12 protein-coding genes are annotated in these 14,347 nt (G+C 41.9%); all 12 read right to left on the reverse strand.

Annotation, left to right across the window (positions count from 1 at the left end):
* Positions 1–115: 115 nt before the first annotated feature.
* The 12 genes from AC075J_RS06345 to AC075J_RS06400 all read right to left on the reverse strand — a co-directional run bounded on the left by AC075J_RS06345 (position 116) and on the right by AC075J_RS06400 (position 14,288).
* Positions 116–235, reverse strand: coding sequence for an adenine deaminase C-terminal domain-containing protein (locus AC075J_RS06345; protein ID WP_476390154.1), 120 nt, complete (start codon positions 233–235; stop codon positions 116–118).
* 20 nt (positions 236–255) lie between these two features.
* Positions 256–1,842 carry an adenine deaminase gene (gene ade / locus AC075J_RS06350; RefSeq protein ID WP_476390155.1) on the reverse strand — a complete coding sequence of 529 codons (1,587 nt, stop codon included), beginning with the start codon at positions 1,840–1,842 and terminating at the stop codon, positions 256–258.
* Positions 1,843–2,121: 279 nt separating this feature from the next.
* Positions 2,122–4,098 carry an oleate hydratase gene (locus AC075J_RS06355; protein WP_020993392.1) on the reverse strand — a complete coding sequence of 659 codons (1,977 nt, stop codon included), beginning with the start codon at positions 4,096–4,098 and terminating at the stop codon, positions 2,122–2,124.
* A 324-nt stretch (positions 4,099–4,422) separates the two neighbouring features.
* Positions 4,423–4,992, reverse strand: coding sequence for a TetR/AcrR family transcriptional regulator (locus tag AC075J_RS06360; protein WP_008705658.1), 570 nt, complete (start codon positions 4,990–4,992; stop codon positions 4,423–4,425).
* Between the two features lie 27 nt (positions 4,993–5,019).
* A complete protein-coding gene (locus AC075J_RS06365) occupies positions 5,020–5,520 on the reverse strand; it encodes a tRNA (cytidine(34)-2'-O)-methyltransferase (protein ID WP_055053526.1) in 501 nt (166 codons plus the stop codon).
* 70 nt (positions 5,521–5,590) lie between these two features.
* Positions 5,591–6,187, reverse strand: coding sequence for an AIR synthase-related protein (locus tag AC075J_RS06370; RefSeq protein WP_476390156.1), 597 nt, complete (start codon positions 6,185–6,187; stop codon positions 5,591–5,593).
* A 139-nt stretch (positions 6,188–6,326) separates the two neighbouring features.
* Positions 6,327–8,003: a B12-binding domain-containing radical SAM protein gene (locus AC075J_RS06375; RefSeq protein ID WP_476390157.1), complete on the reverse strand. Its 1,677-nt coding sequence runs from the start codon at positions 8,001–8,003 to the stop codon at positions 6,327–6,329.
* 6 nt (positions 8,004–8,009) lie between these two features.
* Positions 8,010–8,312 (reverse strand): thioredoxin, encoded by a 303-nt coding sequence (gene trxA / locus AC075J_RS06380; RefSeq protein WP_008705666.1) that lies wholly within the window; start codon positions 8,310–8,312, stop codon positions 8,010–8,012.
* A gap of 111 nt (positions 8,313–8,423) precedes the next feature.
* Positions 8,424–9,332, reverse strand: coding sequence for an NAD(P)/FAD-dependent oxidoreductase (locus AC075J_RS06385; protein WP_055200005.1), 909 nt, complete (start codon positions 9,330–9,332; stop codon positions 8,424–8,426).
* Between the two features lie 261 nt (positions 9,333–9,593).
* Positions 9,594–10,832: a serine hydroxymethyltransferase gene (gene glyA, locus AC075J_RS06390; protein WP_008705668.1), complete on the reverse strand. Its 1,239-nt coding sequence runs from the start codon at positions 10,830–10,832 to the stop codon at positions 9,594–9,596.
* A gap of 179 nt (positions 10,833–11,011) precedes the next feature.
* Positions 11,012–12,082, reverse strand: coding sequence for a hypothetical protein (locus AC075J_RS06395; RefSeq protein ID WP_287638008.1), 1,071 nt, complete (start codon positions 12,080–12,082; stop codon positions 11,012–11,014).
* An 85-nt stretch (positions 12,083–12,167) separates the two neighbouring features.
* A complete protein-coding gene (locus tag AC075J_RS06400; protein ID WP_119241660.1) occupies positions 12,168–14,288 on the reverse strand; it encodes a glycoside hydrolase family 3 C-terminal domain-containing protein in 2,121 nt (706 codons plus the stop codon).
* Positions 14,289–14,347 lie beyond the last annotated feature (59 nt).

Raw genomic sequence — 14,347 nt, forward strand, 5'->3', positions numbered from 1 at the left:
GAGGACTGCTATAAAAAATACCGTAACAAAAGTATATATCATTTACTTTTATTACGGTATTTTTTTATTCTATGGCAATCCTCGTAAATAATGCATTTAAGACATTTCACCCACCTTAACTAAACGGTGTTCTCAGCATTCTGTCTTCATTTACGAGATAGATTCCTCTCGGTGTGATCCTGATTTCAGGAATCACAGGCAGTGCCATAAATGACAGGGTGATAAACGGATTCAAATCCTTCTTTCACTCCCATCTCATGTGCTTTCGGAATCATTTTTGCAAGTGCTTCGTTTACACTCTGCATAACCGGCATCGCTCATCAGCCCCATGACAGGAAGTGGTAAGGTTCCATAAATCTCTCCATTGCATACCAGAGTATAACCCCCTTGCGTCCGCATCATTTCTTTTACAGCAATAGCTATATCACGATCATTATCTCCTACTACAATAATATTGTGGGAATCATGAGAAACACTGGAAGCAATGGCTCCGCCGCGGATTCCATAGCCTTTTACAATGCCCACTCCCATCTTGCCTGTATTCTTATGACGCTCGATCACTGCAATCTTCTGATATTCTCCGTCCGGAGCAAAATATTTCTCATCACCCGATTCTATCCATGGAACCTCTTCCAGAATATCCTTTGTCACAATCTGTTTCTCAAGCATCTGAATCACTCTTGCCTTTGTTCCCGGATGTTTCAGTTTCAGACGTTCCTCACTGAACCCAGATACATGAACTGTATTTTTCAGATATGGAGGACATGGTTTCAATTCTGCTTTCTCATCTTTAATGATCTTCTTACCACAATGATATACATCTACAACATTCAGATCTGCCACATTATCCAGAATGACAAAATCTGCCTGTCTTCCGGGTGCGATCATTCCAAGTCTGTATAAACCATAGCATCTTGCAGGCTGGATCGTTGCCATCTGCAGTGCTTTCTCAACCGGAAGTCCAAGCTGTACAGCCCGCTTCACATTATAATTGATATGCCCCTCTTTACGGATTTCTTCGATATGCTTATCATCCGTACAGAAGCAGAAACCTGACGTATCTGTATGGTGTTCCACAATCCCCTTCACAATAGCATCCAGATTTCTTGCTGCACTTCCCTCACGTATCAATACCTGCATTCCATTTCTTGCCTCAGCCATTGCATACTCATAATCCACACACTCATGATCTGTGTCAATTCCGCCAAGTACATATGCAGCCAGATCCCCAGGTGCCAGAAACGGTGCATGGCCATCCTTCACTCTGTCCTGAAACAGCTGGAGCTTTTCATGCATGGCAACACTTCCGTTAATCACAGAAGGCGCATCCATCACTTCACCAAGTCCCAGAATCCTCGGATGTTCCAGATATCCCTTCATCTTTCCTGCTGTAAGAATACACCCGTTATCATCCACATGAGTCGCCGGAACACAGGAAGGCATCATTACATATACATTCGCCGGTACATCTTCTGTCTGATCCAGGATATAATCAATTCCATCCGTACCGGATACATTTGCAGACTCATGAGGATCTACAATAAATGTTGTAGTTCCACACTGTGCGGCCTGCCGGACCAGCTCCCCCGGCGTCACCAGAGTAGATTCCAGATGCAGATGACTGTCGATAAACCCCGGACAGATCACTTTTCCTTCCAGATCAATCTCTGTCTCTCCTTCGTATGTACCGACTCCGATCACAATTCCATCTGCAACAGCCACATCACCATCAATAAATTCTCCCGTACCAGAGCTGAACACACGCCCATTTTTAAACACCAGCTCAGCCTTCTCAATACCTCTTGCCATCTGCGAATACCTGCGATACATCTCAAGTTCCATAAAAAAACCTCCCTTCACTCCCTTGAAAGCCCTCCTGCGCTACATATTCATTATTACAGCAAAGCTTCCAATATATTATCATATTTACTTGTTTTTTCAGACTTTTTTATTGTCCAAATCAATTTTTTCTATATATTTCATTATATATTATCATCTGTCTTTTTAATTTGCAACCTGTTTTTTCTTTACCAAAGCAACTTTCCATCAACTTTTAACGGCTTTACAAAAAGGCTGCCGGATATCTCCTGCAGCCTTTTCATATCACTTACATCTCTATATTTACATCATATAATCTTTGATCACATCATGATCTCTGAGTACTTTCTCGATCACAGTTCCCTTAACAGCTTTCAGAAGCGGTTTCTTCAGCATATCCAGTGGTCCCGGAAGTTCGATCTCCAGTGGAGATTTTCCATCCATCAGCTTCACACTGCTATCCAGTAATTCTCTGATATCGTAAACACTGCCCCATACTTCCGGCACACCTCTGTCAACACCCAGAAGTCCATACACAGCCTCCATAGCAGTTCTTACGGAATATTCAGTAGTAAATACAGTATCTCTTGGTGTATCGGCAAACTGTCCGAGGAATGCGAAGTTTACACAGCCATCCGGAATAACATCAGGTCTGTCACCCTTTGTTCTCGGCATAAAGAATGCTGTAATATAAGGCATCATGGTCGGTACACAAACTGCACTGTTCTCAGCCATGTCTTCAATCTGGTCAACCGGAACGCCAAGATGATAGAGCCACTCTTCTGTGATTTCCTTACCTGTACACTCCTTCATAGGCTTCTTGATATAATCACCAGGTACATCTGTAAACAGACCATATACCCATACACAAACCTTGTCTTTGTCCTGATCCTTGAACTGTCCCTGTCTGTTGATCGTCCAGCTTAATAACCAGCTGGAATCCTGACAGCTTACAATACCGCCTGTAACAACCTTGCCTGTTCTCGGATCACGTTTGCAGATATCTGTAATATAAGGAATGATCTTATCATCCAGAGTAGTCACTGTTGCTGACTCCCAATTTGTCTTAGCAATATCAGAACAGAATTTCTCAGGATGTCCGAAGGACGGATCCTGTTTTGCGATATTTTTCCAGAGACTCCAGCATCCACTTGTACGAACTTCTGCATCTCCGTTCGGTGCATGATTCTGATCGCCATAGATGGTTCCCTCTGTACAGCTTCCGTTTGTCACAAATACAAGATCATTCTCTGTAAGAACAATTCCCTTTTCTACGCCATTCACCTTACACTCGATTGCTTTTGCAATCTTCTTATTGCCTTCAAACTCAAAGAGTACGTTTGTAACCTCTGTATTGAACTGGAATTCAACGCCTGCTTCTTCCAGATATTTCTGCATTGGCAGAATCAGGGATTCATACTGATTGTATTTAGTAAATTTCAGGGCGCTGAAATCCGGAAGTCCGGAAATGTGATGGATAAATCTCTGGAAGTACAGTTTCATTTCCAGTGCACTGTGCCAGTTCTCAAATGCGAACATGGTTCTCCAGTATAACCAGAATGTGGAATCAAATACTTCATCGTCAAATACATCTTCAATTGTCTTGTCATAAAGATCTTCATCCTTCGTCATGAACAGCTTCATGATCTCCATGCAGCCCTTCTGGCTCAGATTGAATTTACCGTCTGTATGAGCATCCTTGCCTCTCTCTTTTGTTGCACGACAGAGAGAATAGTTGGGGTCTTCCTTATTCAGCCAGTAATATTCATCAAGTACAGATACACCAGGTGTTTCAATGGATGGAATACTTCTGAAAAGATCCCATAAGCACTCGAAATGGTTTTCCATCTCACGTCCCCCACGCATCACATATCCGCGGCTCGGATCAAAGATACCGTCACATGCACCGCCTGCAATATCCATTGCTTCCAGAATGTGGATATTCTTTCCGGGCATCTGTCCGTCACGTACAAGGAAACAGGCTGCTGCAAGAGAAGCCAGTCCGCTTCCTACGATATAAGCATGTTTATCATCTACGCCTTCCGGCTTTCTTGGACGTGCAAATGCTTCATAGTTACCGTTTGTATAATAAATTCCCTTACTGTTTTTCTCATATTTTCCACGTTCTGTATTGCGATATTCACTTGTATTATGAAGTGCGTCATAATCTTCTTTTTTCTTTGTCTCAACTGTTTTATACTTCTTTCCTGCTGCCACTGCTGCCACGCCTGCTCCAACTGCCAATGCGGATATAAGTCCTAAACCTTTATTTTTACTCATAATACACATCCACCTTTCTTGAATTCTTCTTTAGAAGTTCTTTCAGATTCGTTATCTTAAATGCTTTTTACTCTCTGCTTTACCCATTTCCCGGAAACTCTTTTCGCCTGCCGGAAATCTCTTGATCTCCCGGCAAGACATCTTCATGACTTTTACATTCTTATCTGTATGTTTCCCACATCATAAGCATTTCATCCGTCTGAATTATCTGTTTGTTGCTATGGCTGTATATTAACAGTTAAAATATGATTCTACAATTTACAAAAGCCGCCGAATGATAAGTTTTTTATCACCCTGCGGCTTTTGTAAAGAATTTTTATATGATTATTTTTCCATATTATTTTTCTGAAAGTTATGAATAGATGTAGTCACTGTATCGCGAAGTGTCAAATCCATCATTCTTACCAGATCTTCAATATTTTCTTTCATCCCTTCCCTGATCCACTCAAGTATGATTCCCACAAAACCATATTTATAGAAGTCTGCAATAAATTTTTTATCCTCTTCTGTGATATTCAGACCCTTGCTTTTTTCTTCCACCACACCCACGATCAGATCATAGGTTAATTTAAAAAGATAATTTTCTATCCGCTCCCTGTCCACATTTCTGTAAACATTCATAATAAACGGTTTGTTTTCCAGCACTGCCTCAAATATCTGGGTCAGCCCTTCTGTCCAGGATTCAGAAGTCTTTTTGCCCTGAAGGGCTTTTGTCCCATCTTCCACGCAGGACCATTCAACCAGATCATAAATATCCTTGAAATGATAGTAGAAAGCCATGCGGCTTATCCCGCAGTCCGTGGTAATATCTGTTATCGTGATCTTGTCCAGAGGTTTCTTCAGAAGAAGCCGTTTCAGGGATTCTTCCAGAGCTGCTTTTGTGGTATTTGGCATATAACTCCTCCTGTCTGCTTACTATGATTATTTCCAGTCGTAGTTTCTCAGGTGTCCTTCCAGATTCATGTGGTCAAAATTATTCTGGCGCAGTGCCTCGTACAGAACGATTGCTACGGAATTGCTCAGGTTCAGAGAACGGATATCTCCGATCATAGGAATCCTTACACAGGTTTCCTGATTATTGACCAGAATGTCCTCCGGGATTCCTGCACTCTCTTTTCCAAACATAATGTAACAGTCTTCTTCATAATGAACATCTGTATAAGTCTGAGGTGCTTTTGTTGTTGCATAGTAAATCTTTGCCCCGGGATTCTTCTCCAGAAATTCTTCAAAGTCCAGATATGTAGTTACATCCAGATCTTTCCAGTAATCCATTCCTGCTCTCTTTAAGGCTTTCTCACTTAAGGAAAATCCCAGAGGCTCGATAAGATGGAGTCTGGTTCCTGTTGCCACACAGGTACGGCCGATATTTCCTGTGTTTGCAGGAATCTCCGGCTCGTGAAGTACAATATTTAATTTTGCCATTTTCTTTTTATTCCTCTTGTTATTAATCGTCTGTCTTTTCTTAGAAAATTGTCTCTTAAGTTTCCTGCAGTTACTCTTTGAGAAGTTGCTGCAGTTCATCCTCTGCCGGACGTTCCAGATAGCGGGCACTGCCGCCACTGTAGAGAAGCCGGTCATTGCCGCTGTTAGTCTGACCGATGACCTCTGCCATAAATCCCTCATTGCGAAGTCTCTGTACCAGTGCTTCACCTCCGCGGATTCCAATCAACACTGCTCCATCTGCCTGAAGCTTATATGGATTCAGGTAAAAAATCTCGCACACTTCTATGGTCTCCTGACGAATCGGTACCTTACGGAAATCTGCTTCCAGTCCTACTTCTGAAGCTTCTGCCATCTTCCAGAGTGCACTTAAAAAGCCGCCCTCACCCATAGCATATAATGCGCTGGCATCTGCCTCCTGCGCAATTTTCCAGACAATACTGCCAGCTCCATAATCGTCCCGAAGTGAAACGCAATTCTGAATAAAACCGGCAGAGAATCTCTCTGCCAGTTTGTCCTTTTTATTTTTTGCTATTACAGAGGTTCCTTTCAGAGCCACCGGACATGCCACCACCAGTTCATCTCCCGGTTTCAGGCATCCGGTTATTTCTGCCCTCAGAGCCTCCATTGCCACCTGTCCCAGTCTCATTCTTTTCCTCCGAAAATTTATTATACGATCAGAGACAGAACTGTTGGTACTACCATTGCCAGTACCAGAATGATTGCAATAATTGCTGTGATCACTTTACGGTTCTTTGGATTAAACATTCCCATTTCTCTTCACCTCTTTAATCTCTGTTCAGGTTCTCAAACACATCTTTCGTCACATCTGTCACATGAGCGTTGTTAGTCAGCGGATCACGGTCTGCATAGTTAAACAGCAGCACTGTTCCATCTGCAAATACTTCCACATGTGCATTCTTTGCCACTTTTTCCCGTTTTCTGAAGTCCCATACCTGTCTCTCAAAAGGCTTCTGATCTCTGGCAAAGCCAGGACGGCTTTTCAGGTTTTCTCTCAGATAGAGATCGTATACCATCTGGTCTTTTACCTGATCCATGGAAATCTCCGGCACATCCTCAAGAAATTCCAGCAGGATCTCATATCTTCGCATTCTTGTATGAGAAACATCACCATAGCCCTTTTCCATGTAAAAGCTGCCCAGTCTCTCATAAATCGAGAAAGCATCCTGGAAAAAGTTTTCCAGATATTCAAGTGTATTCTGGAATTGTCCACTATTATAATACACTTCCACCATATTTTCCACAGTTTTCAGCTTCAAAACATGGTCATAATCCAGCCACTTCGTGGAAAGTACCTCATAAGGCTCCTGTGTTTTGTATACAATACCATATTCCTTGCACATCTCCATCACATGGGAACCCTTTAACACCTTCAAAAAGCCCAGCTGAAGCTGCTGTGGTTTCAGTGCATAAACATCATTAAAGGAATGCCGGAAGCTGTCGTAATCTTCATAGGGAAGTCCTGCAATCAGGTCCAGATGCTGATGGATATTTCCAAAGCTATGGATTCTGTCAACAATTCCTTTCAGTTTTTCAAAATCCATAGTTCTGTGAATTGCCTTAATCGTGTCCGGATTTGTTGACTGTACTCCAATCTCCAGCTGAATCAGACCCGGGCGCATGGTGGACATTTCCTGCAGTTCCTCTTCTCTTAACAGATCTGCTGAAATCTCAAAATGGAAGTTTGTCACACCATTATCGTGTTCATTAATATACTTCCAGATTGCCATTGCATGGTCATGTTTACAGTTAAAGGTACGGTCTACAAACTTTACCTGCGGAACCTTATTGTCTATAAAAAACTGCAGCTCTTTCTTTACTGTCTCTGTATCTCTGAAACGCAGTTTCTTATCAATGGAAGAAAGACAGTAACTGCAGGAGAAAGGACATCCTCTGCTGCTTTCATAATAAATGATCCTGTTCTTAAACTCAGACAGATCTTTGTAAATGAACGGAATACTGCTTAAGTCCATGATCTGGCGCCATCCATTATGTATGATCTGATCTCCGTCTCTGTAACAGATTCCTGTCATATTTTTCAGATCCTGCGGATTTTTTTCCACATAATATCCGGCAAGTTCTTTAAATGTTTCTTCACCTTCCCCGACCATAACACCTTTAAATTCTGAGTTTTCTATCAGGAATTTCTCCGCATCATAAGAAACTTCCGGACCGCCGGCCCAGAAGTCGGCGCCCGGAAGAATCTTTATCAGATCTGCCATCAGTTCTTTTACAAAAGAAAGGTTCCAGATATAACAGGACACGCATACCACATCAGGATGCTCCAGGTAAATATCACGCATGATATCATCTTTCTGCTGGTTGATGGTATATTCCTTTAATACAATATGATCTGCGTAATCAGATGCATATGCCTGCAGATCATAAACAGCAAGATTGGAATGAATATATTTTGCATTGCATGCCGCTAATAAAATCTTCATAAATCTTTAGCCTTCCAATGCACTCTTCAGCTCTTCTTTGGAAGTAAGACCTACGAAGCGTTTCACTTCCGCACCGTCTTTAAACAGGATCAGTGTCGGAATGCTGACTACACGAAACTGCTGTGCAAGTGCCATATTCTGATCTACGTCTACTTTTCCTACTGCGTATCCCTCTTCTGCCAGTTCTTCTACAACCGGACCCTGACGCATACATGGACCACACCATGTTGCCCAGAAATCTATAAGAACCGGTTTCTCAGATTTTAATACTTCTGTTTCAAAATTTGCTGTTGTAATCTCTTTTGCCATGATTTATATCTCCTTTGCTTATTCTTTATAAAAATTTGCAATGTAAGTTCTCTGGTTTTATAATATCAACACTATAACCCTGTTAAATTTTCAGTTTTTATTTTAGATTTTTTATTTTAAAGATCTTACATACTTCCCTGCATTAATACCTGCCTGTGCTCCCTCATACACAGCTTTCGCCACCTGAAGAAGTCCACCTGTACAGTCACCTGCCGCATAGAGTCCCGGGATGGTTGTTTCCATATTTTCGTTAACTTTAATGTTTCCTTTTTCAGTAAGTTCAGCTCCCATCTGGCGGGCAATCTCAGTACTGCCTGCAGTTCCCATTGCAATAAATACACCCTCTGCAGGACAGAAATCATTTGCCTGCTGACCTGCTTCTGCCTTTATTTCCTCTGCCTGCACATCAGGTTCAAGACGGATTCCGGATACCAGATCATCGCCCTCTACAGACTGGATCTTCATTGTGTTTACATTGACATTTTCTTCAGGTGTAAATTCCGGTTCTTCACCGTTTGTATAAATGGTTACTGTAGAAGCAGTATTAGACAATTCCTTTGCTTCATGCATGGCGAAATCACCGTTTCCAAGAACTGCTACATCCTTGCCTCTGTAAAAGAAAGCATCGCAGATTGCACAGTAACTGACACCTTTTCCCTCAAATTCTTTAACACCCGGGATCTTCGGTGCAGCGCGCTTACTTCCTGTTGCAAGAATCAGACTCTGAGTCTCGAATTCACCTTCTGTAGTTTTTACCACAAAAGTATCAAACCCGCCGACTCCCAGAACCTGTGCATCCAATATTCGTACGCCCAGTGCTTTCGCCTGAGCGATTCCTGTATCATATAATTCCTGACCGGACAGCGGATGTTCCAGTCCGTAATAATTTTCTATTTTCTCTGCTTTTTCCAAAGCACCGATCCCATTATTGATCACCAGGGGATCCAGATTTCCACGAACTGCATAAAGCGCAGCGGAAATTCCTGCAGGTCCGGCACCTATGATTATCACTTTTTCCAAATTCTGTCACCTGCTCTCTGTTATTGTTTTCAATATACTGTGATATATCATCGTTACTGTTCACTCTGTTCTCAGTAACTTATTATCAGCTATTGTTACTATACTACGTTTTCTGAAAAAAATCCATGATTTTATTTGGATAATTTTGGTATAATTTGGTTAAATAAGTTTCTCGATTCAGCGACATAATAAATAAAAGCGAAGTGCTGTTCACTCATGAACCATGCATTTCGCTTTTATACATTATTTTGTATGATTTATTTATCCAACCAGAGGATATTTGTCTGTAAGTTCTTTGACGATTGCCTTTGCCTTTTCCTGGCTGCCTTCTTCTTTTAAGGTCATAGCAATTGCTTCTGCAATCTTGTCCATATCTTCCGGTTTCATGCCTCGTGAAGTAACTGCTGCTGTTCCGAGACGTACACCGCTTGTAACAAATGGAGACTGGGGATCATTTGGAATTGCATTCTTATTGCAGGTAATGTTTACTTCATCAAGAAGATTCTCCATCTGCTTGCCTGTAACGCCCAGACTTCTGAGATCTACAAGCATCAGATGATTGTCTGTGCCACCGGAAACAATATCAATTCCTCTCTTCTGAAGCCCTTTGCAAAGTGCCTGCGCATTCTCAACGATCATCTTTGCATAATCCTTAAATTCCGGCTGAAGCGCTTCTTTGAAACATACTGCCTTGGCAGCGATCACGTGCATCAGAGGACCACCCTGGATTCCCGGAAATACTGCTTTATTAAAGTTAAATTTCTTTGCATTCTCTGCGCTGCTTAAGATCAGGCCGCCTCTTGGTCCACGCAGAGTTTTGTGTGTGGTTGTAGTCACAACGTCTGCATAAGGAATCGGGCTTGGATGCTGTCCTCCTGCTACCAGACCGGCGATATGAGCCATATCTACCATCAGATAAGCCCCAACTTCATCTGCGATCTCACGGAATTTCTTAAAATCAATAACTCTGGCATAGGCACTTGCACCTGCTACGATCAGCTTTGGTTTATTCTCAATTGCAATTCTTCTGACTTCTTCATAATCAATCACGCCGTCATCATTTACTCCATAATATACTGGCTTGAAGTAGGTTCCGGACATATTTGCAGGACTTCCATGTGTCAGATGTCCACCATGATCCAGATTCATACCCATTACAGTATCTCCCGGCTGCAGCATTGCAAAAAAGACTGCCATGTTTGCCTGTGCTCCGGAGTGCGGCTGTACATTTGCATATTCACATCCGAATAATTCTTTCGCACGTTCGATTGCAAGAGCTTCCACCTCATCCACGCAGGAACATCCGCCGTAAAATCTCTTCCCCGGATATCCTTCCGCATATTTATTGGTAAGAGGGCTTCCCATTGCTGCCATAACTGCTTTACTTACCCAGTTCTCTGAAGCAATCAGCTCAATATGGGAATTCTGGCGTGCAAGCTCCGCCTCGATCAGATCTGCGATATCCTTGTCTGTCTTTGCTACGTCGTCGATTGAATACATCTTCGTGCTCCTCCTTTGTTATACGCTCAGTAATTATTCCGATTATAACCAATTCTATCCATCATGTCAATCACCAAAAGACATTTGTCCGCGTACCAAAATATTTTATGATATAAATTAGGATACCACATATTATGTTTCTCTGCTGAGCTCTGTAGCAAATAACAGATTCGATTCCATCAAAACGCTTTTTTTATCTGTTTTACCAGTGCATCCACATCTTCCGCTTTCACAAGAAATCTCTCGGTTCCGTTGATTTCCAGACTATCATAATTATCATCACATGCAAAATATTTCAGAGTTACTTCCGGAGCTTCTTCTGTGTTTCTGTGGAATGTTACAGTCAGCACTTCTTCCTTATCTGCTGCATCTTTTGTTTCTTCGACTTCCGAATCAAGCATTATACTTTGAAGCGCCTGATACAATTCAGTAAATTTCTCTTTCTTTACAGTTTTCTTTCCGAATTTATAATCGCTGCCGTCCAGCTTCATCGTATAGGTTTTCTTTCCAATGCTCATATCCACACTGTCAAGTGTATCAATATTTACCAATGCCGGAATTTTCAGAATCAGATTAAACGGTTTCAGCTCCAGAAGACTGTTCACCGACTCTTTTGAAAGCAGATAAACAGCCTCTTCGTATCCTTTTACGCATGCATAATAATCACCATTCTCATCTGTATTTCCGATAAGGATCGTTGCTGTTGCATCTGCATCCTGCGTTTCTTTTGCTGTGTCATCGTTAACTGTATTTACAAAATCTACTGTAAAATATGTCTTTGTATTATCCAGTCCGGTATCTGTATTTGCTGCATCGACGCCGTTGCTGAGATCAAAAGCAGCCAGCACTCCAAACATTTCATACATATTCTCTGTGTTTACTGTTGCAGTCTCATCATACGGATTGGTAATTTCCCAGTAGTCGAAATCCATCTTATAATCTGCCGGTTCCTGTTTGATCTGAAATACTTCTTCGCCGTCCTTTACAATGGAAAATCTGCGAATGGAATAGGCAGACATTCTTGGATGTTCTACAGTTTTTAAATCTGTGTTTTCTGTTTTATCATCTGTCTGATCAGCAATTTCTTCTTCCACAGCTGCATCTTCTGCTTTTGGCTCTTCTGCAGTCTCAGAGTTTTGTTCTGCTTCATCTGCCCATACAGGACAGGATATAACTGCTGTGCCTGCTGCACCGGCAGTAAACATGGCTGTCATTCCAAGAAGTAATATTTTTTTAATTTTGTTTTTCATGTCTGTGTTCCTCCTGTCCATATATAATATGGTTTTTATTTTATGTTACTTTTCGCAATTGAAACAGAATACTTACTCCGTTCGGTTAAAGTGCAATTTCTACCTCAGCAGGCTTATGTCCTGTCAGTTCTGCACTTCTTGTATCCGGCTGGGATACTCCTGCAAATAAACGGAAATGTTTTCCTGCGATGTAACGATTTCCATCTTCATCAACTATATTCATTGCTTTATTAGAAATTGTAAATTCTACAGATTTCTCTTCTCCCGCTTTCAGAGATACTCTCTTAAATCCGCAGAGACTGTAGTTACGAACTGCAAGCGGAGAATCAAGGTCTTTGATATACACCTGAACAACTTCATCTGTATCTACTGTTCCATTGTTCTTAACAGTTGCTTTTAACATGATATCGGACTCTGCTGATACTTCACCGACAACCTCTGCTTCTGTTACGCAGGTATCACTGTATGTAAGTCCGTATCCAAATGGATAAAGTGCCTCTTTTTCCATATAACGGTAAGTTCTGTTTTTCATAGAGTAATCTGTGAATTCCGGCATTCCTTCCAGGTCTTTATAGAAGGTTATCGGAAGTTTTCCTGATGGAGATTCTTTTCCGAAGAGAAGATCTGCTATTGCACGTCCGCCTCTTGCTCCCGGATACCATGCAAGAAGGATTCCATTACAGTTATCCTGCGCATAATTCAGGTCAATCGCACTTCCTGCCATCAGAACTACGATGGTAGGTTTTCCTACTGCTGTTACTTTCTCGATCAGTTCTTCCTGTACTTTCGGAAGATGAAGATCAACTTTATCTCCTGATGCATCGCTGTTTCCTGTATCTCCTTCTTCTCCTTCCAGAGTCTCATCAAGCCCTACACAGAGTATGACTACATCACTGTTCTCTGCTGTGATCACTGCCTCAGAGATTCTGTCCTGATCCCATGCCAGATTTTCAACTTTATCTTTATATAAATCACAGCCCTGAGAGTAAAGAATCCTTACATCGTCACCTGCTTCTTCACGGATTCCCTCAAGAACAGTGACATATTCAGAAGATGTTCCATGATAATTTCCAATAAGAGCTGCACGGCTATTTGCATTCGGGCCGATGACACCAATAGTATTTACTTTTGTTTTATCAATCGGAAGAACTCCATCATTCTTCAGAAGTACGCAGCTCTTTCTTGCCATCTTAAGAGCTTCATCAATGTGCTCTTTGCACTCTACCACACTATACGGTATCTTATCATATTCACTTCCGTCAAACAGGCCCAGCAGATATCTGGTTGTCAGCAGTCTTACTGCGGATTCTGTAATTTTCTCTTCTGTTACCAGTCCATCCTGATAAGCTCCCATCATATGAAGATAGGTATTTCCACAGTTCAGGTCACAGCCTGCATTTAATGCCATAGCAGCGGACTGTCTTGGTGTGGAAGTTACCATGTGATGTTCATGAAAGTCACGGATTGCCCAGCAGTCAGAAGTATAATGACCTTCGAATTTCCATTTTCCTCTCAGGACATCTTCCATAAGATATTTATGTGCACAGCAGGGTTCTCCGTTTGTCCTGTTATAAGCACCCATTACAGCCTCAACATCCGCTTCTGTTACAAGCGCTTCAAAAGCCGGAAGATATGTTTCCCACATATCCTTCATGCTTGCCTGTGCATCAAATTCATGTCTGAGCGATTCCGGACCGCTGTGCACTGCATAATGCTTTGCACATGCTGCCGCTTTCATTACAGGTCCGTCACCCTGGATTCCTTCTACAAATTTCACGCCAAGTCTGGACGTCAGATATGGATCCTCACCATAGGTTTCATGCCCTCTGCCCCATCTCGGATCTCTGAAAATGTTTACATTGGGGGACCAGAAAGTAAGACCCTTGTAAATATCTCTGTCTTCTTTTGCAGAATATGCATTGTATTTTGCTCTTCCCTCAGTTGCAATGATATCGCCAACTTTTTTCATCTCTTCATCGTCAAATACTGCAGCCATTGCAATTGCCTGTGGGAACATGGTTGCCACACCTGCTCTGGCCACTCCATGCAGTGCTTCATTCCAGTAATTGTATGCCGGAACACCCAGTCTTTTCACGGGAGCAGCATCGTATTTTAACTGGGAAGCCTTCTCCAGAAGCGTCATCTGTGATACCAGTTTTTCTGCTTTTTTTCTTGCTTCTGCTCTTTCTTTTCTGTGATCTTTCATTTCAGATCCTCCTGTTTATATAATTTGATAATTATTCAGCAGGTATTAACAAAGCCTCA

It is taken from the genome of Blautia sp. ZXY-1-C6 (genome assembly GCF_056339875.1).